Genomic DNA, 22,020 nt, shown 5'->3' with positions numbered 1-22,020 from the left:
CCGCCTTCCGTCAATAGACGTCGCGGCGGTAGCGGCCGGCGTCGATGAGCGCATCCATGCCTTCGGCGCCCAGCGCGTCGGAGAGCACGTGGTCCACGCCCGCGCCCATGCCTTCGGCGCTGCCGCAAACGAACACCACGGCCCCATCGTCCAGCCACCGGCGCAGTTCCGGCATGGCCGCCCGCAGGGCGTCCTGGACGTAGCGGTGCGGCGCATCGGCATCGCGGGAGAACGCCAGGTCCAGGCGCGGCAGGCAGCCCCGGGCCTGCCAGTGCGCGATTTCCCCGGCGCACAGGGTGTCGGCCGCGCGCTGCCGCTCGCCGAAGAGCAGCCAGTTGCGCTGTTGTCCGGCGCGCACGCGGGCGCGCAGCAGCGACCGCAGGCCCGCCAGCCCGGAGCCGTTGCCGATGAAGAGGCAGGGGCGCCCTTCGGTGCCTTCGAGGCCGAAGCACGGGTTCTCGACGAAGCGCAGCGTCTGGATGCTGCCCAGCGGGGCATGCGCGGTCAGCCAGCCGGACGCGATGCCCAGGCCCTGGGCATGCCGCTCCTGTCGCACCAGCAGTTGCAGCGCGCCGTCTTCCGGCAGGGAGGCGATGGAGTAGGTGCGGGGCGCGAGGGGAACGAGCGCATCCGCGCAGGCCTGCGCATGCAGGCGTTCCGGTAGCGGCAGGGCGGGCAACACGCTGCGCGCCAGCACGTCGGCCAGCCGCTCGGGCGCTCCACCGGCCTGGACGGGGGCCTGGCCGTCGAGGCCTGCCTCGCGCAGCCAGCGCCCGACCGCGTCCGCGGGCTGGCGAGGCAGCAGGTCCACGAGGGCCCCGGCCGGCCAGTGGAGCGGGGTGCCGGCCACCGCGGGCTTGAGCGTGATCTCCACCAGGGGATTGCCCAGGCTGCCGGGGTTGAGCGTCTCCCGGCTTTCGAGCCGCCAGGACTCCAGGTCCGTTGAAAGGGACGGGGCCTGCAGGGCCGGGGCATCGGCTGCCCAGGCGCGCGCGCCCTCCAGTGCCGTGAGCGCTTCGCGCCAGCGGGCCAGGGCGCCGGCATCGCCGCCGTCCACCTCGATCAGCGGGAACAGGGGCTGGGCGCCCCAGCGGCGCAGCTCCCCGTCCAGGGCATGGCCGAAGCCGCAGAAGTGCGTGTAGTGCCGGTCGCCGAGCGCCAGCAGCGCATAGCGCACGGACGCGAGCGGATGGGCGCCCCGCGACGGTCCGCGCTGCAGGAGGCGCATGAAGCGCCGCGCCGTGTCCGGCGGCTCGCCCTCGCCGAAGCTGCTTGCCACCACCAGGATGCGCGCTTGGCCCGCGAGGTCTTCCGGCGCGAGATGCTGCAGCGCGCGGACCTGCGAAGGCAGGCCGGACTGGTGCAGGGCCGCGGCCGTCTGCCGGGCGATGCGCTCGGCCGTTCCCGACTGGCTGGCGTAGGCCACCAGGACGGTGTCCGCTGCGTTCGCGGAGCCGCTGGCGGTGAGGGGGCCGGCCGGCACCGCCACGGCCTGCCGGGCGGTTTCGGCCTCCCTGCGCTGGCGGCGCCGGCCGAGGTAGAGCATCCAGCCCGTCACGGCGAAAAGCGGCAGGGCCAGGGCGGCGGCGGTGACCGCTATGCGGCCGGGCAGGCCGAAGTACGTGCCCATGTGCAGCGGGTAGAAGGTGGAGAGCGCGCGCACCGCGGCGCTGCGCTGGCCATAGCGGTCGTCCGTGGCGACCGCGCCGGTCACCGTGTCGATCACCATGCGGTGGCGGGCCCGGTCGTGCGGTGCGTTGCGGTCCAGCCAGAGGATCTGCAGGGGCTGGTCCGCGCGCTGGGGCATCCGCAGCACGGCCGTCTGCCAGTCCGGGGCCCGCTGCGAGAACGCGCGCCAGGCAGCGGTGAGATCCATGGGTCGGGCCGGATCTGCCTGGGCCGGTGTCTTGGCGGCGTGCGCTGGAGCGGCCGTGGCCTGGCGGGGCGGGCGCGGCTGTCCGGCCCATGCGTCCACGGTGTCGCGGACGGTGTCGAAGGCCCAGTACAGCCCGGTGGCGGTGAGCCCCACATAGACGGCCAGGACCCAGGTGCCGGCCACCGCGTGCAGGCTCCAGAGGAAGGGACGGCCCTTGCGGCGCGTGTCGAGCGCGAACCAGGCGCGCCAGCGCAGCGGGTGGCGGGGCCAGCGCAGATACAGCCCGGACAGCGACAGGCCCAGCAGGCACAGGGCCAGCACGCCGGAGGCCACGCGGCCCGGCTCGCGCGGCAGCAGCAGCCAGCGGTGCAGGGCTTCGGCCCATTCGAAGAAGCCGTCCCCGCGCAGTGCGGGCTGCGCGGCGCCGGTGTAGGGATGCAGGTATTCCGTATCGCCGCGGCGCTCACCGGGCAGGGCGGCGAAGCCGACCCGTGCGGCTACGCCCGGCGTGGACTGCACGGTGAGCACATTCACGCGGCGCCCGGCGGCGCCGTCGCGGGCCAGGGCTTCCAGCAACTGGGGCGGCGTCAGCGCCGGGCCGGCCTGGGGGGCGACATGCCGAACGCCCGGATTGAGCAGGTCGAGGATTTCCTCGCGGAAGGCCAGCAGCGCGCCCGACAGGCCGATGGCCACGAGCAGGGTGCCGGCCGTGATGCCGGCGAACCAGTGCAACTGGACGACGGCGGCGCGCAGCCCGGGCCATGCGAATGCCCTGCGCCGATGGTCCGGCGCGGCCGGGGTGGAAGGAGGCATGCGGACGGGCGCCGCATGCGGGTGCGCGGGATCGAGGGCCATGGGGGGGAAGGCGAAGGCACGGATGGCCCGGCAGAGGGCTCCACCAGGCCTTTGCCATGCGAATGATTGTCATTCTATCCGGGCGTGCCGGGCTCTGCCTTCCGGGGAAGCTCTCCTTCAATGCCCCGCGAAGTCCACCAGGGTGTAGAGCGGCAGCCCGGATTCGCGCAGCCGCGAGGAACCGCCCAGTTCGGGCAGATCGACGATGGCGGCGCCTTCGGTCACCGTGGCGCCGAGCCGCTCCAGCAGCCTGCGCCCGGCCATCATGGTGCCGCCGGTGGCGATGAGGTCGTCGATCAGCAGCACCCGGTCGCCGGGCTTCACCGCATCGGCATGCAGCTCGACCGTGGCGCTGCCGTACTCGAGTTCGTAGGTTTCCTCGACCGTGGTGAAAGGCAGCTTGCCCTTCTTGCGGATGGGCACGAAGCCGACGTTCAATTCGTAGGCCACGACGGCGCCGAGGATGAAGCCGCGCGCATCCAGGCCCGCGACCACGTCGGGACGCAGGGCCCGGTCCATGTAGCGGTGCACGAAGGCATCGATGAGCACGCGGAACACCTTGGGATCCTGCAGCAGCGGGGTGATGTCGCGGAACTGCACGCCCGCCGCGGGCCAGTCGGGCACGGTGCGGATGTACTGGCGAAGGTATTCGTTGACGCTGAGGTCTTGCATGGCGGGGGCGGGAAAAGGGATGGGCCACGGCGCGCGCGGCGGGAAAGGGCGGCAGTTTAGAGCCTGCCGCTGTGCCGGGCGTTCCCGGCCGCGCCGGCCCGGGCGGCCTTCAGCCGCGCAGCAGCGCGTCTTCCGCCAGGGCCAGGGCCGTGGGGTGGCCGGAGATCACCAGCGTATCGCCTTCGGAGAGCACGCTGTCGTCGGTGGGGGTGGAGCTGCGCCCATCCTTGTGGCGCAGGTTGACCGCCCGCACGCCCATGGCGTGCAGCGGCAGTTCAGACAGTGGCCGGCCCACGGTGCCGGCGCCGGGCGGCAGGGTCACCGTGGCGAGGCGCTCCTGGTCGCGCTCGGAGGCCGTGTCGTCGTCGGCGCCGTGGAAGTAGCCGCGCAGCAGGTTGTAGCGGGCTTCGCGCTGGTCCTGTACCAGCCGCAGCACCCGCCGCATGGGCACGCCCACCAGGGCCAGCGCATGGCTCGCGAGCATGAGCGAGCCTTCGATGGCCTCGGGCACGACTTCGGTGGCGCCGGCCGCCTGCAGCTTGTCGAGGTACAGGTCGTCCTGCGTGCGGACCACGACGGGCACCTGGGGCGCATGCGCCCGGGTGTTGGCCAGCACCTTGAGGGTGGCTGGAATGTCGAGGTAGGTCACCGCCACGGCGCTGGCCCGCACCAGGCCGGCGGCCATCAGCGCCTGCAGCCGCGTGGCGTCGCCATACACCACGGAGTCGCCCGCGGCGGCCGCCTGCCGGACGCGATCGGGGTCGAGGTCCAGCGCCATGTAGGGGATGTGCTCGCGCTCCAGCATGCGGGCGAGGTTCTGGCCGCAGCGGCCGTAGCCGCAGATGAGCACGTGGCCGCTGGTGTTGATCGCCTTGCGCGCGATGGTGGTCATCTGCAGCGACTGCTGCAGCCAGTCGCTGGCCACCAGCTTCATCACGATCGGGTTGCTGTACTGGATCAGGAAAGGCGTCGCCAGCATGGACAGCACCATCGCGGCCAGCACGGGGTTCATGAGCGCTGGCTCGACCAGGCCGTGCTCCTGCGTGAGAGAGAGCAGCACGAAGCCGAACTCGCCGGCCTGCGCGAGGTAGAGGCCGGTGCGCAGCGAGACGCCCGTGGTGGCGCCCATGCCGCGCGCCAGCAGCAGGATGACGCCGGCCTTGAGCAGCAGGGGCACTGTCAGCAGCACCAGCACCAGCGCCCAGCGTTCCAGCAGGATGTGCCAGTCCAGCATCATGCCCACGGTGATGAAGAAGAGCCCGAGGAGCACGTCGTGGAAGGGACGGATGTCCGTGCCCACCTGGTGCCGGTATTCCGTCTCGGACACCAGCACGCCCGCGATGAAGGCGCCCAGCGCCAGGGACAGCCCGGCCGCCTCGGTCAGCCAGGCGAGGCCCAGCGTGATGAGCAGCAGGTTCAGCATGAAGAGTTCGTCGCTCTTGCGCCGCGCCACCAGGGTGAGCCACCAGCGCATCACGCGCTGGCCTCCCACCAGCAGGACGCCCACGAGCACGGTGGCCTTCAGCAGGGCGAGCCCGAGCGCCACCAGCAGCCGTTCGGGCGAGGAGCCCAGGGCGGGAATGAGGACCAGCAGGGGCACCACGGCCAGATCCTGGAACAGGAGCACGCCCAGTACGCGGCGGCCGTGCTCGCTTTCCAGCTCGGCGCGCTCGCTCATCAGCTTGACCACGATGGCCGTGCTGCTCATGACCAGGGTGCCGCCGAGCGCCAGCGCGGTCTGCCAGCCCATGCGCCACAGCCCGCCCGCGAAATGCGACAGCAGCAGCATCCCCACCATGCCGGCGGTGAGGGTGAGCGCCACCTGCAGCAGGCCCAGCCCGAACACGAACCGCCGCATGGCGCGCAGCTTCGACAGGCTGAACTCCAGGCCGATGGAAAACATCAGGAACACCACCCCGAACTCCCCCAGGTGGCGCACTCCCTCGGAGTTCTGGGTGAGCGCGAGCGCGTGCGGGCCGATCAGGATGCCCGCGGCCAGGTAGCCGAGCATCGGCGGCAGCTTGAGGCTGCGGCAGGCCACCACGCCCAGCACGGCGGCCAGCAGGTAGAGCAGCGTCAAGGCGAGGGAGGACATGCCCGATGCTAGCCGAGCGCGGGCGGTTTCACGGGGGTTTCCCTGCCGGACGCCCCAGAGGCACCGTGACGCGGGCCGCGGAGGGCTTTCGGGCCCGCGGGCATGCGGGTGCGGAGCCGCCGAATAGAATCCGCGGATGCTTTCCGCCCCCCCCGCGCAGGGGCAGGCCCTGCCGCCTGCGCCTTTCTCCGCCGAACGGGCCGTGCGCCTGGCCCGCGAAACCTTCGATACCGAGGCTGCCGCCCTCTCGGCGCTCGCCGCCCGCGTGGGCGGAGCCTTCGCGGACGTGGTGCGCCGCGTGCTGGCCACTTCCGGCCGCGTGGTGGTCATGGGCATGGGCAAGAGCGGCCACGTCGGCCGCAAGATCGCGGCGACGCTGGCCTCCACCGGCACGCCGGCCTTCTTCGTGCATCCGGCCGAGGCCAGCCACGGCGACCTGGGCATGGTGACGACCGGCGACCTGGTGCTGGCCATCTCCAACAGCGGCGAGAGTGGCGAGCTGACCGTGCTGTTGCCGGTGCTCCGGCGCCTGGGCGTGCCGCTGGTGGCGATGACGGGCGGCTTGGAATCCACCCTGGCCCGCCATGCCGATCTGGTGCTCGATTGCGGCGTGGAGCGCGAAGCCTGCCCGCTCAACCTGGCTCCCACGACCAGCACCACGGCCCAGCTGGCCATGGGCGACGCCCTGGCGGTGGCGCTGCTGGACGCCCGGGGCTTCCGCTCCGAGGATTTCGCGCGCTCCCATCCTGGCGGCGCGCTGGGCCGCAAGCTGCTCACGCACGTGAGCGACGTCATGCGCTCGGGCGCCGACGTGCCGCGCGTGCCGCCGGAGGCCTCGTTCAGCGAATTGATGCGCGAGATGAGCGCCAAGCGGCTCGGCGCGTCGGCCATCACGGACGCGCAGGGCCGCATCCTGGGCATCTTCACCGACGGCGACCTGCGCCGGCGCATCGAGGCCGGCGCGGACCTGCGCAGCGTCACGGCCGGCGAGGTGATGCATGCAGGGCCGCGCACCATCGCCCCCGATGCGCTCGCGGCGGACGCGGCCGAAATGATGGAGCGCCATGCCATCACCAGCGTGCTCGTCGCCTCGGAAGGCGGCGTGCTGGCGGGCGTGGTCCACATCGGCGACCTCATGCGGGCGAAGGTCATCTGATGGACCGCCGGATCGTTCCCACGCCCCCGACGGGCGGCCCCACGCTGGACACGGCCGTGCTGCCGGCCCTGCGGCCCGTTCTGCAGTTCGACCCCGCGCTGCTGCTGCGCGCGCAGGATGTGCGCGTCGCCTTCTTCGACGTCGATGGCGTACTCACCGACGGCGGGCTCTACATCTCCGAGGCGGGCGAGACCCTCAAGCGCTTCCATACCCTCGACGGGCACGGCCTCAAGCTGCTGCGGCAGGCCGGCATCGTGCCGGCCGTGGTGACGGGGCGGGATTCGCCCGCGCTGCGCCTGCGGCTGCAGGCGCTGGGCGTGGTGCATGCCCGCTTCGGCACCGAGGACAAGCGCCCCGCCGCCGAGGCCATCCTGGCCGAGCTGGGGCTGGGCTGGCACCAGGCCGCGGCGATCGGCGACGACTGGCCCGACCTGCCCGTGATGCGGCGCTGCGCGCTGGCCTGCGCGCCGTACCACGCCCATGCCGAAGCGCGTGCCGTGGCCCACCATGTCACGGCAGCCCCCGGCGGCGGCGGCGCGGCGCGCGAGTTCTGCGACCTGCTGCTGGTGGCCAGTGGCCGCTACGCGGCGCTGCTGGAGGCGCACGCCGCATGATGGGCCGCCTGCGCCAGGCATGGGACCGCATATCCCTCTACCTGCCCGTGGTGCTCATGGGCCTGATGGCCCTGGGCACCTGGTGGCTGGTGCGCAACGCCCCCAAGCCGGTGCGCCCCGCGCAGGAAGTGGCGCCCACGCACGAGCCCGACTATTTCATGCGCGGCTTCTCGGTCAAGAACTTCGATGCGAACGGCCGCCTGCAGAGCGAGATCCGCGGCGATGTCGCGCGGCACTACCCGGATACCGATACGCTGGAAATCGACAATGCCCACATGCGCTCCGTGGCCCTGGACGGGCGCGTGACGGTGGCCACGGCGAAGCGGGCGCTCACCAATGCGGATGCTTCCGAAGTGCAGCTCTTCGGCAATGCCGTCGTCACGCGCGAACCGCTCAACCGGCCGGGCCGCGACCCCCTGCCGCGGCTGCAGTTCCGCGGGGAGTTCCTGCACGCCTGGCTCAACAGCGAGCGCGTCCGCTCGAACCAGCCGGTCACGCTGATCCGTGGTTCGGACCAGTTCACCGCGGACAACATGGATTACGACAATCTGGACCAGATCATGCAGTTGCGCGGCCGGGTGCGCGGAATGCTCATTCCCCCGCCGGCACGCTGAGATCCGGGCCAGCCATCCAACCCAAGAGGCCACCATGCACCCTCGTCCCCTGGCCTTCATTACCGGCGCCTCCAGCGGTATCGGGCAAGCCCTGGCGCTGCGCTACCGGCAGGCCGGGTTCCGCCTGGCGCTGGTGGCGCGGCGCACCGCGGAGATCCAGGCCTGGGCGGCCGCCAGCGGCCTCGCGGCGGACGACTTCCGCGTGTACGGCGCCGACGTGGCGCAGGCCGACAGCATCATCGCGGCCGGCAAGGCCTGCATCGCGGAACTGGGACTGCCCGACGTGGTGATCGCGAATGCCGGCATCAGCGTGGGCATGGACACGGCGGAGCGCGAGGATCTCGATGTCATGGCGCAGACCTTCGCGACCAACAACCTCGGCATGGCGGCCACCTTCCATCCGTTCGTGTCCGCCATGGTCGAGCGCGGCAGCGGCGCGCTGGTGGGTATCGGCAGCGTGGCGGGCATACGGGGGCTGCCCGGGCACGGCGCCTACTGTTCCAGCAAGGCCGCCGTGATCAGCTATTGCGAGAGCCTGCGGGGCGAGCTGCGGGCCAGCGGCGTGCGGGTGGTCACCCTGTGCCCGGGGTACATCGATACGCCGCTCACCCGCCAGAACCGCTACGCCATGCCGTTTCTCATGCAGCCCGGGGACTTCGTGGACAAGGCGTATGCGGCCATCGCGGCAGGCGCGCGCTACCGTGTGATTCCCTGGCAGATGGGCGTGGTGGCCAAGCTGCTGCGCATGCTGCCCGGCAGCCTGTTCGACCGGCTGCTGGCCGGACGGCCGCGCAAGCACAGGCGCGGCGGGGCTGGCCCGGCCTCCTGATCGGCGGGCGCATGCCGCCGTAAAAGAAAAAGGCCCCTTGGAAGGGGCCTGGGAAATCCTGGAGTGGCTGGCTGGCACGGACCCCCGCGAGAGGGGCGTGCCGGCAAGGGGCTCAATAGCCGCCGTTGTTGCCGCCGCCGTAGCCGCCGCGGCCACCGCCGCCGCCATTGCGGGCACCCGAGCCGTACGGGCTGCGGAAGCCGCCGTCGCCGCGGCCGCCATAGCCGCCGCCGCTGTCGCCGCCGCGGCCACCGCCGTAACCGCCGCCGCCGTCGCCACGGCCGCCACCATAGCCGCCACCATAGCCGCCACCACCGCCACCGCCATAGCCGCCACCGCTGCGGCCACCGCCGTAGCCGCCACCACCACCGCCGCCGAAGCCGCCACCGCTACGGGGCGGGCGCGGCTCCATGGGGCGTGCTTCGTTCACCACGATGCTGCGGCCGCCCAGGGCCTGCCCGTTCATGCCGTTGATGGCGGCCTGCGCCTCGGCATCGCTGCCCATCTCGACGAAGCCGAAGCCCTTGGAACGGCCGGTATCCCGCTCCATCATGACCTTGGCGCTGGTCACGGCGCCGAACTGGCCGAACGCCTGCTCGAGATCGTTGTCGCGCACGGAGTACGGCAGGTTGCCGACGTACAGTTTGTTGCCCATCACGGGACTCCTCAAAAACACATGGAAAAAGCGATGGAGTCCCGAAAACGCAGCCGGTCGGTCACAAAGAGCCCCTACGCGCGAAACTGACGGATCCCCGCAATGCAACGCGAAAAAAACATTTTTCGCCGAAGCATTATGGTCCATAAAGCCTGCAAAAGATCAAGCGGAACCACACCCTTGCTGCGCCTGTGCATCAATAAAAAAAGGGCCTCGAGAGGCCCTTTTTTGTATCCATTCGCAACCCGGAGGTTGCTGGCACATCAGTAGCCGCGACCGCCGCCGTAGCCACCGCCATTGCCGCCACCGTAGCCGCCGCCGCTGCGGCCACCGCCGAAGCCGCCGCCGTTGCCGCCACCGAAGCCACCGCTGCGGGGGGGACGGGGTTCCATCGGACGGGCTTCGTTGACCACGAGGTCGCGGCCGCCGAAGTTCTGGCCGTGCGCGCCCTGGATGGCGGCCTGTGCCTCGGCATCGCTGCCCATCTCGACGAAGCCGAAGCCCTTGGAGCGGCCGGTGTCGCGTTCCATCATGACCTTGGCGCTGGCCACGGAACCGTACTGGCTGAACGTCTGTTGCAGATCGTCGTCGCGGAAGGAATAGGGCAGGTTGCCCACGTAGAGTTTGTTGCCCATGAAGGACTCCTTAAAGAAACATGAAAACGCGATGGAGCCCGACGCAATCAGCAAACCTGACGATTTCAGAGACGCGAAACCGACCAAACACCGCAACGTGCATTCCTGCAGGCAGAAAAGCCGAACCATTATCAACCAACTGTTCCAGCCTGGAGCAGGGAAATTGGCGTGCTTGCAACGTTCGCGATGGGTGTTTACCCGAACTTTCCATTACGGATGAGCTGCCGTGCTCCCGAGGGGGCCACAGCCGCGTGCACTACAATCACCGCAGTCTCTGGGGAGTAGCCCGCCCGGCGCCATGCGCGCACGGGGGCATGCGTCAACAAACTTGGGCCCTCTCGGCCTATGGCGCACGCGGTTCAGCCGGACTGGGCGAGACCATTGACTGTGCACCGATCCCAAGGCCGGAGTCGGGGCGCAGTCAATGCTGTCCACACATCCGGCCGGATAACCCCACCCCATGGAAGCTTTCCTCGTATCCACGTCCATCGTCGCGCTCGCGGAGATGGGCGACAAGACCCAGCTCCTCTCCCTCGTCCTGGCGGCCCGCTTCCGCAAGCCCTGGCCCATCGTGCTGGGCATCCTGGTGGCCACCACCGCCAATCACGCGCTCGCCGGTGCCGTGGGCGCCTGGGTGACCACCGTCATCGGGCCGCAGATGCTGCGCTGGATCCTCGGCCTGTCGTTCATCGCCATGGCGGTGTGGATGCTCATTCCCGACAAGCTGGACGACGACGAGACGGGCGGCACTCCGCGCTTCGGCGTGTTCGGCACCACGCTGGTGGCGTTCTTCCTCGCCGAGATGGGCGACAAGACGCAGGTCGCCACCGTCATGCTGGCCGCCCAGTACAGCGCCTATTTCTGGGTGGTGGCGGGCACGACGCTGGGCATGATGCTCGCCAACGCGCCGGTGGTCTGGCTGGGCGAGCGCATCACCCGGCGCGTGCCGATCCGCGCGGTGCACGTGGTGTCGGCCGTCATCTTCGTGGTGCTGGGGCTTGTCGCGCTGTTCGCACCGGCCCCCGGTCCTTTGGCATAATCGCCGGACACGCGCCGATTTGCCACCGCTTGCGGGCGCTCTATAAATCCAGCTAAAGACCCGACCGTTGGTGCAGTGCGACGACCCGGCCTCGTTTTTAGCGATGCCGGGTTTTTTCATCCATGTCGTTCATCGCCACACCGCAATCCATGCACTTCGCGGAGCCGCTGCCCCTGCAGGGGGGCGCGTCGATCCGCGACTACACGCTGGCCTACGAAACCTACGGCACCCTGAACGCCGACCGCTCCAACGCGGTGCTGGTGTGCCATGCCCTGAACGCCTCGCACCACGTGGCGGGCGTGTACGAGGGGCAGCCCCGCAGCGAGGGCTGGTGGGACAACATGATCGGCCCGGGCAAACCGGTGGACACCGACCGTTTCTTCGTGATCGGCATCAACAACCTGGGCTCGTGCTTCGGCTCCACCGGACCGATGCACACGCACCCGGACACGGGCGAGGTCTATGGCGCCGACTTTCCCGTGGTGACGGTGGAGGACTGGGTGAACGCCCAGGCGCGGCTGCTGGACCGCCTGGGCGTGCAGCAGCTCGCCGCCGTGCTGGGCGGCAGCCTGGGCGGCATGCAGGCGCTGTCGTGGACGCTGCAGTACCCCGAGCGCATGCGGCATGCGGTGGTGGTGGCGAGCGCGCCCAATCTCACCGCGGAGAACATCGCGTTCAACGAGGTGGCGCGCCGCGCGATCGTCACCGACCCGGACTTCCACGGCGGGCACTTCTACCGCCACGGCACCATCCCGAAGCGGGGGCTGCGCATCGCGCGCATGATCGGCCACATCACGTACCTGTCGGACGACGTGATGAACGAGAAGTTCGGCCGGCAGCTGCGCGAAGGACTGGCGCCCCGATACAGCACGCAGGACATCGAGTTCCAGATCGAGAGCTATTTGCGCTACCAGGGCGACAAGTTCAGCGATTACTTCGATGCCAATACCTACCTGCTCATCACGCGGGCGCTGGACTACTTCGATCCGGCGCTCGCCTTCGGCGGCAACCTCACTCTGGCGCTCGCCCGCGCCCGGGCGAAGTTCCTGCTGGTGAGCTTCACCACCGACTGGCGCTTCTCGCCCGCGCGCAGCCGGGAGATCGTCAAGGCCCTGCTGGAGAACCGGCGCGACGTGAGCTACGCCGAGATCGACGCACCCCACGGCCACGATGCCTTCCTGCTCGACGATGCGCGCTACATGGGCCTGATGCGTTCCTACTTCGACGGCATTGCCAGGGAGACCTCCGCATGAGCGATCCATCCACCATGCACGCGATCGCGCGTCTCGTGCCCCATGGCGCGCGCGTGCTCGATCTGGGTTGCGGCGACGGCGCGCTGCTCGACATGCTGCAGCGCGAGCGCGGCTGCACGGGCTACGGTGTCGAGATCGACGATGCGAACGTGCTGGCCTGCGTGCGACGCGGCGTGAACGTGGTGCAGCTCAACCTGGACGAGGGGCTCGCGATGTTCGGCGACAACTCGTTCGACGTGGTCCTGCAGATCGACACGCTGCAGCACCTGCGCAACGCCGAGGTGATGCTGCGCGAGACGGCGCGGGTGGGGCGGGCGGGCATCGTCGCGTTCCCGAACTTCGCGCACTGGCCCAACCGGCTGTCGGTATTGCGCGGGCGCATGCCCGTCACGCGGCGGCTGCCCTACCAGTGGTACGACACGCCCAACATCCGTGTCGGCACCTTCAAGGATTTCGAGGTGCTCGCGCACAAGAACCGGCTGCGCGTTCTCGACGCGTTCGGCCTGCAGAAGGGGCGGGAAGTGCGCTGGCTGCCCAACGCCATGGCCGGCACGGCCGTGTTCCATTTCGAGCACGACTGACGCGTTCCGGCGCTTTGCACGCCGCCATCGCCCATGGCCTGTAACCCTGGCGGCAGCGTGCCGCAGCGCCTTCGCGTATTCTCCGGCGCCCGGCACGACCGCTCTTTTTTCGCTCCACGCCATGTCCGAGTCCCTGCTGCACCTGCCGACCATGCTGGTGATGACCGTCGTGGGCTCGCTGGTCATGGCGGCGGGGATGCTGCTGGTGGCGGCCCGCCGCCGCCGCGAGGGGCTGGGCCTGTGGGCGGCGGCCCTGCTGATGCAGTCGCTGGCCTATGTGCTGCTCGCGCTGCGCGGCCGGATTCCCGACGTGCTGTCGATCGTGGTGGCCAACGGCCTGCTGGCCGGGGTGTTCGCGAGCCTGCTGGCGGCCGTGTACCAGTTCCTGCGGCGGCCGGTGCCATGGCTGCACACCGTGCCGCCGGTCCTCCTGACGATCGCCCTGTTCGTGGCCTTCCTGGGGGACTACACGGCCCGGCTGGTACTGGCGGGCCTCATCTACCCGGCCCAGCTGGGGCTGGTGCTGTGGACGCTCGGCCGGCACCGCTCGGAAGGCTACGGCGCGCGCATGGTGGCCGCGGGCATCTGGCTGCAGGCCGTCGTGCTGGTGGTGCGGGCGCTGGCGGCGATCACGGGGCACATGCCGGCTTCGGGCCTGCTGGAGGCGAACTTCTGGCAGCACGCGACCTTTCTGGCCACTTTCATCACGGTGCAGGCTTCGTCCTTCGGTTTCATTTTCATGGCCCGGGACCGCGCCGACGCCGCCAACGAGCGCATGGCCGCGCGCGATCCGCTCACGGACGTGCCCAACCGCCGGGCGACCATCGCGGCGCTGGACCGTTGCGTGGCGCAGGCCGTGCGTTCGGGCGAGCCGCTGTCGGTGATGATGCTGGACATCGACCATTTCAAGCGCATCAACGACGGCCTGGGCCATCTGGCGGGGGACCAGGTGCTGTGCGGCGTCGTGGATGTGCTGGGCGAGCGGCTGCGATCGCAGGACCTCATCGGCCGCTATGGCGGCGAGGAGTTCCTGGTGCTGCTGCCGCGCACTCCTCTGGCTGGCGCACAGGTGCTGGCGGGCGAACTGCGCGCCGCGGTGGAGCAGGCGCATTTCGAGTTCGCCGGCCGTACGGTGCCCGTTACCCTCAGTATCGGGGTGGCCGGCGGCGTGCTCGAGCCCGGCGATCGCTGGGACGGGCTGGTCGCGGCCGCGGACGAGGCCATGTACCGTGCCAAGCGCTCGGGGCGCAACCAGGTGGCCACCACGGCCGAGGTGCCCCCGCCCGCGGCGGGCGCGCCGGGCGCGGAGTCAGCCACCGCCCAGCCGCGCTGACGCCCGCTGTGCCTGCAGGGCCCATTCGGCGTCGCTGTCGTCCTTGAGTGCCACGCCGGTGGCGCCCAGCCGCCGGGCCTGGCGCATCAGCCAGGCCAGCTTGAAGGCGGCGGCGGCATAGCCCAGGCCTTCGGCCCGCACGTTGGAGATGCAGTTGCGCTCCGCGTCGCTGCGCCCGCGCCGGGGCGCGTGCGTGAGGTAGATGCCCAGGCTGTCGGGCGAACTCAGGCCCGGCCGTTCGCCGATCAGCATCGCGCTCAGGCCCGCGCCCAGCAGTTCGCCCACCTCGTCGGCCACCGCCACGCGGGCCTGGCGCACCACCACGACCGGCGCCATGCTGGTATCGGGGGGCAGCAGCGGCGCCAGCGCCTGCAGCAGCGGCACGGCGTGGCGCTGCACGGCGAGCGACGAAAGGCCGTCGCCCACCACCACGCACAGCGCGGGCTTCGTTGCCCCGGCGCGCGCGGCATGCGCCTGCAGGGCCATGGCGTCTTCCGGGTGCAACTGGCGGCCCAGGTCGGGACGGCGCAGGTAGGTGGCCCGGTCTTCGGCGCGGCTGCGGGCCTGCACCACCTCGTACCCGGCATCGCGCAGCGCGGCGGCCAGGGCTTCGGCATCCAGCGGCGCATGGATGGCGTCGCGGGCCATGGCGTGCGCCCAGCCGAAGCGCAGTGCCTCGTCGGTGGGAACCGCCACGCCTGCGCGGCCCAGGGCGATGCGCGCGGGCGTGGCCTGGCGCCAGTGGTGCCAGGGCATGGCGGTGACGCAGGGCTGCGAACCTGTGGCCGCAGGCAGGGGTGGGAGCCGGGGAGCCGCGTCGGCGGCCTGGTCGTCGCGGGAGGAGTCGTCCATGTCGTTCCGTGCGGTGGGGGCGTCGGGGGCGGTGGGGCTGTTCAGCGGGCCTGCGTGCCCAGCACGTGCGCCAGCGCGAGCGGCGCGGCGCCGTCGCGCAGCCGGCCCCCGGCCGTGGTCAGGCCCTGCCGCTGCAGCCATTCCTCGAATTCTGGAGCGCGCTGCAGGCCCAGCGTGTCGCGCAGGAAGAGCGCATCGTGGAACGAGGTGCTCTGGTAGTTGAGCATGATGTCGTCCGCCCCCGGCACGCCGATGAGGAAGTTCAGCCCGGCGGTCGCCAGCAGCACCAGCAGCGTGTCCATGTCGTCCTGGTCGGCCTCGGCATGGTTGGTGTAGCAGATGTCGCAGCCCATGGGCAGGCCCATCAGCTTGCCGCAGAAGTGATCCTCCAGGCCAGCGCGGATGATCTGCTTGCCGTCGTAGAGGTATTCCGGGCCGATGAAGCCCACCACGGTGTTCACCAGCAGCGGGTGGTAGCGGCGCGCCAGCGCATAGGCGCGGACTTCGCAGGTCTGCTGGTCCACGCCATGGTGACCGCCGGCCGAGAGGGCGCTGCCCTGGCCGGTCTCGAAGTACATGACGTTGTCGCCCACGGTGCCGCGCCGCAGCTGCAGGGCGGCGTCGTAGGCTTCGTCGAGCACGGAGATGCTCACGCCGAAGCCGCTGTTGGTCTTCTCGGTGCCGCCGATGGACTGGAACACCAGGTCCACCGGCACGCCCGCGTTCATGAGCTGCAGCGTGTTGGTGACGTGGGTCAGCACGCAGGCCTGGGTGGGAATCTCCAGGCCCTGGATCAGCGTGTCGAACATGCGGCACAGGCCCTCCAGCGTGGCCATGCTGTCGGACACCGGATTGATGCCGATCACCGCATCGCCCGCGCCCAGCATCAGCCCGTCCAGCACCGAGGCGGCCACGCCGCGCAGGTCGTCGGTGGGATGGTTGGGCTGCAGCCGCACGGCGATGCGGCCGGGCAGGCCCAGCGTGTTGCGGAAACGCGTGACCACGCGGCACTTGCGCGCCACGGCGATCAGGTCCTGGTTGCGCATGAGCTTGCTCACGGCCGACACCATCTCGGGCGTGAGCCCGGGCGCGAGCGCGGCCAGCGCTTCGGGCGTGGCCCCGTCGCCCAACAGCCAGTTGCGCCAGTCGCCCACCGTCATGTAGCGGATGGGTGCGAAGGCGGCGGCATCGTGCCCGTCGATGACCAGGCGGGTGATGGCATCGTCCTCGTAGGGCACCAGTGCTTCGTTCAGGAAGGTGGCGAGCGGCAGGTCGGCCAGCACGTGGCGCGCCGCCATGCGCTGCTGCGCGGTGGCCGCGCCCACGCCGGCCAGGTAGTCGCCCGAGCGCGCCGGGCTGGCGTGGGCCATCACCTGGCGGAGATCGTCGAAGACATGGCCCTGGCCGCCCAGGGTGGCGTGGTAGCGCATGGCGGAATCCCTTCGTTACCGGGGGGAGGCATCCAGCAGCGCGTCGGGCGCGGCCTGCGCGCGGCGGCTGGCAGTGCCAGCGTAATACAACCACGACAGCGCCATCAGCGCGAGAAACACCGCTGCCAGCACGGTGTTGAACCACACCATGGCGATCAGGCACACCACGCCCAGGGCCAGCGCCAGCAGGGGAAAGAAGGGGTAGAGCGGCGCGCGGTAGGGGCGGTGCATGCCGGGCTCGGTGCGGCGCAGGCGCAGCAGCGCGGCCATGGAGACGATGTACATCACGATGGCGCCGAAGACCGCCATGGTGACGATGTTGGCGGTGAGCGTCTGGCCGCCGAACTGGACCCATTCGTCGCTGAAGATCGCGGCCACGCCCACGGCGCCGCCCGCCAGCAGGGCGCGGTGCGGCGTGTTGAAGCGCGGGCTGAGCCGGGCGAAGGCACGGGGCAGGTAGCCGGCGCGCGCCAGCGCGAAGATCTGGCGCGAGTAGCCCATGATGATGCCGTGGAACGAGGCCACCAGCCCGAAGAGGCCGATCCACACCATCATGTGCAGCCAGCCGCTGTTGGCGCCCAGCAGGGCCTTCATCGCCTGGGGCAGCGGGTCGTTGATGTTGGAGAGCTGGCGCCAGTCGGTCACGCCGCCGGCCATGACCATCACGCCGAAGGCCAGCGCCACCAGTGTCAGGATGCCGGCGATGTAGGCGCGTGGAATGGTGCGCTGCGGATCACGCGCTTCCTCGGCGGCCATGGCCGCGCCCTCGATCGCCAGGAAGAACCAGATCGCGAACGGGATGGAAGCGAAGATGCCCGCCACGGTGGCGCCGCTGAAGGTGTCGCTGCCGGCCCAGCCCAGGTGGGCGAAGTTCGCCCACGACCAGCCGGGGCTGACCACGCCCATGAACACCAGCAGCTCGAAGATGGCCAGCAGCGTGACGATCAGCTCGAACGTGGCCGCGATGCCCACGCCCACCCAGTTCAGCCCGATGAACACCACGTAGGCGCCCAGGGCGATGGTCTTGGCGTTGATGGACGGGAACTGCACGTTCAGGTAGGCGCCGATGGCCAGCGCGATGGCCGGCGGCGCGAAGACGAATTCCACCAGCGTGGCGTAGCCCGCCACGAAGCCGCCCGCCGGCCCGAAGGCGCGCCGCGCATAGGCGAAGGGGCCGCCCGCGTGCGGGATGGCGGTGGTGAGTTCGGTGAAGCTGAAGATGAAGCTGGTGTACATGGCGGCCACCAGCACGGTGGCGACCAGGAAGCCCAGCGTGCCGGCGCTGGCCCAGCCGTAGCTCCAGCCGAAGTATTCGCCGGAGATCACCAGTCCGACGGCGATGCCCCAGAGCTGGAAGGTGCCCAGCACCTTCTTCAGGTGCGGTGCGTGGGCCGGATCGGAAGGGGTGGAGGCGCAGGTGTGCATGGAGTGCCTTGCTGGGTTCGGAAAGCCGACGGACGACGTGCCGCCATTGCACCCATTCCGGGCCGCCGGCGTCTATCCGGATTCGGAAAAACCGGGCCGTGCCGGTTTTTTTCCGATCCGGGATAGCGGGGTCGGGGTTTTCTCGCACGGGCTGGCGCTTTTCTTGCATCACATTCCCTACTCCACGCCCGAACGCTCCACGACATGGCTGCCGCGCTTTCCTCCCGCACTGCCCTGGTGCCTTCCACGGCTGCGGGCGCACTGCGCTGGCGGGTCCGTGCCAGCGAGGACGTGGACGAGCATGCCGACCAGCTCTCGGACTGGTCGCAGCAGTACGACCAGTTGCGCGGCGGCCGTTTCGCCGGCCGGGTGCGCGAACTGTGGTTGGGCGGCCCGCGCCTGCAGGTCTTCCACGAGCACACCTCCCCGCCCACCAGCCAGCAGTGCGCGCCCTGGCGGGGCTCGGTGTGGTTCGGGGTGCCCGACGCCCGCTGCGCGCGGCCCCTGCATTTCTGCGGCAGCGAGCGGCGCACCGATGCGCAGCGCTTCGTGCTGCGCGCCCGGGCCAGCGATGGTTTCACGCTGCGCACGCCGGAAGACTTCGGCATCTACGGCGTGGTCATGGACCAGGAATGGCTGCGTGCCGAGGCCGATGCCATGGGCCTGCGCGGCGCGGCCGTCCTGCTGTCCAGCCCCGCACACGCCGTGCCCGTGGACGCCGCGGCGCATGCCGCGCTGTGCGCCACCATCGAATCGCTGCTGCGCATCGCCGAGGCGGCCCCGGAGCCGGCGGGCACCGGCCGGCACCAGGCGCTGGTGCGGCGGCTGCTGCGCCAGCTGTGCGGCGATCCCGCCGCAGCGGCACCCGCCGTGGCACCTCCGCAGGGCGCAGCCCAGCGCCGTTTCGCGCTGGTGATGGCGGCGCGTGCGTGGGCCGGCCAGCCGTGCTGCGGCGACGCCCGGGACGTGGACGCCCTGTGCCGGCATCTGCACGTGACCCGGCGCACGCTGCAGAACCACTTCCACGCCGTGCTGGGCCAGTCGCCCGCCGAGTTCCTGAAGGCGGTGCGCCTGAACGCCTGCCGCCGCGCGCTGCGCACGGCCGCGCCGGGCGAGACGGTGCAGGAAATCGCCGAGCGCTGGGGCTTCTTCCACATGGGCCATTTCTCCCAGGACTACAAGACCCTCTTCGGGGAGGCGCCTTCGCAAACCCTGCGCCGGCGCGCCCCGCAGGCCCTGTAGCACAATCATCGGCTCGTCGCGGCATGTCCCGCGCAGCAGCAGGAGAGCCCCCATGAACGCCCGTGTACCCGCCACCGTCTTCCAGCCCGACCAGGCCCTGTCCCAGCTCAGCCAGCGCTGGGACGGCGACATCCTGCGGCAGCTGACCGAATACATCGCCATTCCCGCCAAATCGCCCGGTTTCGCGCCCGACTGGGAACAACAGGGCCTGCTCGACCGCGTGCTGCGCAATGCCGCGGAGTGGGTGGAGGCCCAGAAGGTCCCCGGCCTGCGCCTGGAAATCCTGCGCATGCCGGGCCGCACGCCGGTGCTGTTTTTCGAGGTGGAGGCCACGCGGCGGGGTTCGCAGCAGACGGTGCTGATGTACGGCCACCTGGACAAGCAGCCCGAGTTCGACGGCTGGCGCAAGGACCTGGGCCCCTGGTCGCCGAAATACGAGGACGGGAAACTCTACGGCCGCGGCGGGGCGGACGACGGCTATGCCGTCTATGCCAGCATCGCCGCCGTGCAGGAGATCCAGCGCCAGGGCGTGCCGCACCCGCGCATCGTCGGGCTCATCGAGACCTGCGAGGAGAGCGGCTCGCGCGACCTGCTGCCCTACATCGACCTGCTGCGCCCGCGCCTGGGCGACGTGGCCCTGGTGATCTGCCTGGACTCCGGGGCGGGCAACTACGACCAGCTTTGGCTCACCACCAGCCTGCGCGGCATGGTGAGCGGCACGCTCAAGGTGCAGATCCTGACCGAGGGCGTTCACTCGGGCGATGCGTCGGGCCTGGTGCCCTCGTCGTTCCGCATCATGCGGCAGGTGCTCGACCGGCTGGAGGACAGCGCCACCGGCCGCCTGCTGCCCGCGAGCTTCCACTGCGAGGTGCCGCCCGAGCGCCTGGCGCAGGCGCGCGCCACGGCCGCGATCCTGGGCGACGAGGTGACGAAACGCTTCCCCTGGGCGCACTACGACTGCGGCGGCTCGACCACGTTCGCGCTGCCGACCACCACCGACCCGGTGCAGGCGCTGATCAACCGCACCTGGACGCCGACGCTCAGCGTCACCGGCGCTGAAGGCCTGCCTGCGCTGCAGGACGCGGGCAACGTGCTGCGGCCCTATACCGCCTTCAAGCTCAGCCTGCGCCTGCCGCCCGTGGTGGATGCCGCCGAAAGCGTGCAGAAGCTCAAGGCCCTGCTGGAGTACAACGCGCCCTACCAGGCCCGCGTGACGTTCGAGCCCGGCAGCGCCGCCAGCGGCTGGAACGCGCCGGCGATCACGCCGTGGTTCGAGAACGCCCTCAATGCCGCGAGCCAGGCGCACTTCGGCGCGCCCTGCGGCTACATCGGCCAGGGCGGGACCATCCCGCTCATGAACATGCTGAGCCAGGGCTTCCCCACGGCGCAGATGATGGTCTGCGGGGTGCTCGGGCCCAAGAGCAACGCGCACGGCCCGAACGAGTTCCTGCACGTGCCCTACGCCAAGAAGCTCACGGCCGCCGTGGCGCAGGTGGTGGTCAGCCTGCCGGAGCCGGGCGCGGAGGGCTGAGGGTCACGGTTGACGCTGCTGTTGCCGCAGTGCCAGCCACGCGAGCCCCGCGCCGGTGAGCCCGATGGGCAGCAGGGAGCCGTAGTTCAGCAGCGTCCAGCCCTGGGTGGTGACCAGCGCCCCCGACGCGAAGGATGTCAGCGCCATGGTGGCGAAGACCCCGAAATTGATCGCGGCCTGGGCGCGGTCCTTCTCCTCGGGCCGGTAGGCGCGCATCGCCAGCGCGGTACTGCCCGTGAAGAGGAAGTTCCAGCCCACGCCCAGCAGGAAGAGCGCGGCCACGAAATGCGCCAGTTCCACGCCGGAGAGCGCGATCGCCACGCAGGCGGCATTGAGCGCCACGCCGGCCGCCATGATGCGCAGCACGCCGAATCGCCGGATCAGGTGGCCCGTGAAAAAGCCCGGGGCGAACATGCCGATCACGTGCCATTCGAGCACGAAGGCCGCGTCGCCGAAGGCGTGCCCGCACACCTGCATGGCCAGCGGCGTGGCCGCCATCAGCAGGTTCATCACTCCGTAGCCCAGCGCCGCCCCCAGCATCGCGACCGCGAACACCGGATCGCGCAGTAGCTGCGCCACCGAGCGGCCCGTGGCAGCGCCGGCCGCCGACGCCGGTGGAGCGGCCGGAAAGCGGATGCCCGCCATGCAGGCCATGGACACCAGGGCCACCACGAACAGTGCCAGGTAGGCCCCGGTGAATGGCACCGAGACCAGGTCGCGCGTGTGGTTGGCCAGGTTGGGGCCGGCCACCGCGCCCAGCAGGCCGCCGGCCATCACCAGCGACATGGCCGTGTCCCGCTGCGGCGCGGGCGCGATCTCGGCCGCGGCGAAGCGGTAGAGCTGGCCGTTGGCACTGTAGTAGCCCGCCATCAGCGTGGCAGCGCACAGCAGCCAGAACGCGTGCATCCACACGGCCAGCGCGCAGAGCAAGGCCGACGCCGCCGCCACGGCCAGCCCGATCTGGAAGGAGGCCTGCCGCCCCCAGCGCCTCTGGGCCCGGGCCACGGGGCCGGTGGACAGTGCTCCGCCCACCACGTAGCCCATCACCGGCAGGGTGGCCATCCAGCCGCGTGGCGCGAGCTGCAGGCCCACCAGCCCGTTGATGGCGATGAAGACGACGTTGTTGGTGAGGAACAGCCCCTGGCAGAGGGCGAGCAGGCCCAGAGGGCGGCGGAGGGAGGAGGTCATGGCCGGATCTTGCATGCTTCCATGGTGTCAGGGTCAAGCGCTTGCTCGACGGTCCGGTCGCGGCCCCCCCGCTTGGCCGTGTAGAGCGCCGGTCGGCGCGTTCGAGCGTTTCCTCGAGCCGTCCGGGTCGCAGCGGTCCGCCGGC

Annotated in this window: 19 protein-coding genes and 1 riboswitch; of the genes, 10 read left to right on the top strand and 9 right to left on the bottom strand. The window is 70.8% G+C overall.

Annotated features, from left to right (window positions below; translation table 11 throughout):
- Positions 1 to 10: 10 nt before the first annotated feature.
- From BLR99_RS10770 to BLR99_RS10760, 3 genes are all read right to left on the bottom strand, one after another.
- Positions 11 to 2,731, bottom strand: coding sequence for a PepSY domain-containing protein (locus tag BLR99_RS10770; RefSeq protein WP_170838041.1), 2,721 nt, complete (start codon positions 2,729 to 2,731; stop codon positions 11 to 13).
- A gap of 117 nt (positions 2,732 to 2,848) precedes the next feature.
- The gene (locus BLR99_RS10765) at positions 2,849 to 3,403 is read right to left on the bottom strand and encodes an adenine phosphoribosyltransferase (protein ID WP_011797784.1); all 555 of its coding nucleotides are present in this window, start codon (positions 3,401 to 3,403) and stop codon (positions 2,849 to 2,851) included.
- A gap of 109 nt (positions 3,404 to 3,512) precedes the next feature.
- Positions 3,513 to 5,498, bottom strand: a complete 1,986-nt coding sequence (locus tag BLR99_RS10760) for a monovalent cation:proton antiporter family protein (protein WP_011797783.1) — start codon at positions 5,496 to 5,498, stop codon at positions 3,513 to 3,515.
- A gap of 136 nt (positions 5,499 to 5,634) precedes the next feature.
- Between BLR99_RS10760 and BLR99_RS10755 the strand changes: the two genes are divergently transcribed.
- The 4 genes from BLR99_RS10755 to BLR99_RS10740 are packed head-to-tail and all read left to right on the top strand — an operon-like array spanning position 5,635 to position 8,711.
- Positions 5,635 to 6,654, top strand: a complete 1,020-nt coding sequence (locus BLR99_RS10755; protein ID WP_011797782.1) for a KpsF/GutQ family sugar-phosphate isomerase — start codon at positions 5,635 to 5,637, stop codon at positions 6,652 to 6,654.
- Complete coding sequence (locus BLR99_RS10750) at positions 6,654 to 7,268, top strand: KdsC family phosphatase (protein ID WP_011797781.1); 615 nt, start codon at positions 6,654 to 6,656, stop codon at positions 7,266 to 7,268. Before BLR99_RS10755 ends, BLR99_RS10750 begins: the two co-directional genes overlap by 1 nt.
- Positions 7,265 to 7,882 carry an LPS export ABC transporter periplasmic protein LptC gene (gene lptC / locus BLR99_RS10745; protein WP_011797780.1) on the top strand — a complete coding sequence of 206 codons (618 nt, stop codon included), beginning with the start codon at positions 7,265 to 7,267 and terminating at the stop codon, positions 7,880 to 7,882. Before BLR99_RS10750 ends, lptC begins: the two co-directional genes overlap by 4 nt.
- Positions 7,883 to 7,916: 34 nt before the next feature.
- The gene (locus tag BLR99_RS10740) at positions 7,917 to 8,711 is read left to right on the top strand and encodes an SDR family oxidoreductase (protein WP_074687159.1); all 795 of its coding nucleotides are present in this window, start codon (positions 7,917 to 7,919) and stop codon (positions 8,709 to 8,711) included.
- 112 nt (positions 8,712 to 8,823) lie between these two features.
- On the opposite strand, the gene rbp (BLR99_RS10735) is transcribed toward BLR99_RS10740, so the two are convergent.
- The gene (gene rbp / locus BLR99_RS10735; protein ID WP_074687157.1) at positions 8,824 to 9,366 is read right to left on the bottom strand and encodes an RNA-binding regulator; all 543 of its coding nucleotides are present in this window, start codon (positions 9,364 to 9,366) and stop codon (positions 8,824 to 8,826) included.
- A gap of 263 nt (positions 9,367 to 9,629) precedes the next feature.
- Complete coding sequence (rbp, locus tag BLR99_RS10730; protein WP_011797777.1) at positions 9,630 to 10,001, bottom strand: RNA-binding regulator; 372 nt, start codon at positions 9,999 to 10,001, stop codon at positions 9,630 to 9,632.
- A 264-nt stretch (positions 10,002 to 10,265) separates the two neighbouring features.
- Positions 10,266 to 10,455, top strand: a riboswitch (yybP-ykoY riboswitch).
- Between the two features lie 6 nt (positions 10,456 to 10,461).
- Between rbp (BLR99_RS10730) and BLR99_RS10725 the strand changes: the two genes are divergently transcribed.
- The 4 genes from BLR99_RS10725 (at position 10,462) to BLR99_RS10710 (ending at position 14,207) form a co-directional block, all read left to right on the top strand.
- A complete protein-coding gene (locus tag BLR99_RS10725) occupies positions 10,462 to 11,040 on the top strand; it encodes a TMEM165/GDT1 family protein (RefSeq protein WP_011797776.1) in 579 nt (192 codons plus the stop codon).
- 122 nt (positions 11,041 to 11,162) lie between these two features.
- On the top strand, positions 11,163 to 12,293 hold the full coding sequence (gene metX, locus BLR99_RS10720) for a homoserine O-succinyltransferase MetX (RefSeq protein WP_017438859.1): 1,131 nt from the start codon (positions 11,163 to 11,165) through the stop codon (positions 12,291 to 12,293).
- Positions 12,290 to 12,874 (top strand): methionine biosynthesis protein MetW, encoded by a 585-nt coding sequence (gene metW / locus BLR99_RS10715; protein ID WP_011797774.1) that lies wholly within the window; start codon positions 12,290 to 12,292, stop codon positions 12,872 to 12,874. The genes metX and metW overlap by 4 nt, the downstream gene beginning before the upstream one ends.
- 121 nt (positions 12,875 to 12,995) lie before the next feature.
- Positions 12,996 to 14,207, top strand: a complete 1,212-nt coding sequence (locus tag BLR99_RS10710) for a GGDEF domain-containing protein (protein WP_011797773.1) — start codon at positions 12,996 to 12,998, stop codon at positions 14,205 to 14,207.
- Here the strand turns inward: BLR99_RS10710 and eutC are convergent.
- Genes eutC through eat form a run of 3 tightly spaced genes read right to left on the bottom strand, consistent with a single transcriptional unit; the run spans position 14,184 to position 17,914 of the window.
- Positions 14,184 to 15,059, bottom strand: a complete 876-nt coding sequence (eutC, locus tag BLR99_RS10705; protein ID WP_011797772.1) for an ethanolamine ammonia-lyase subunit EutC — start codon at positions 15,057 to 15,059, stop codon at positions 14,184 to 14,186. The two genes, BLR99_RS10710 and eutC, sit on opposite strands and share 24 nt — an antisense overlap.
- 41 nt (positions 15,060 to 15,100) lie before the next feature.
- Complete coding sequence (locus BLR99_RS10700; protein ID WP_048857440.1) at positions 15,101 to 16,489, bottom strand: ethanolamine ammonia-lyase subunit EutB; 1,389 nt, start codon at positions 16,487 to 16,489, stop codon at positions 15,101 to 15,103.
- A gap of 15 nt (positions 16,490 to 16,504) precedes the next feature.
- Positions 16,505 to 17,914 (bottom strand): ethanolamine permease, encoded by a 1,410-nt coding sequence (eat, locus tag BLR99_RS10695; RefSeq protein ID WP_048857441.1) that lies wholly within the window; start codon positions 17,912 to 17,914, stop codon positions 16,505 to 16,507.
- 204 nt (positions 17,915 to 18,118) lie between these two features.
- Between eat and BLR99_RS10690 the strand changes: the two genes are divergently transcribed.
- A complete protein-coding gene (locus BLR99_RS10690) occupies positions 18,119 to 19,156 on the top strand; it encodes a helix-turn-helix domain-containing protein (RefSeq protein ID WP_011797769.1) in 1,038 nt (345 codons plus the stop codon).
- A gap of 52 nt (positions 19,157 to 19,208) precedes the next feature.
- Positions 19,209 to 20,687 (top strand): M20 family metallopeptidase, encoded by a 1,479-nt coding sequence (locus BLR99_RS10685; RefSeq protein WP_074687155.1) that lies wholly within the window; start codon positions 19,209 to 19,211, stop codon positions 20,685 to 20,687.
- Between the two features lie 3 nt (positions 20,688 to 20,690).
- Here BLR99_RS10685 and BLR99_RS10680 read toward each other — a convergent pair whose 3' ends face one another.
- Entirely contained in the window at positions 20,691 to 21,875 is a 1,185-nt protein-coding gene (locus BLR99_RS10680; protein ID WP_017438862.1) for an MFS transporter, read from the bottom strand.
- Positions 21,876 to 22,020: the final 145 nt, after the last annotated feature.

This window comes from Paracidovorax citrulli (assembly GCF_900100305.1).
Classification (GTDB): domain Bacteria; phylum Pseudomonadota; class Gammaproteobacteria; order Burkholderiales; family Burkholderiaceae_C; genus Paracidovorax; species Paracidovorax citrulli.
This window is presented reverse-complemented; position numbering and strand designations above follow the sequence as displayed.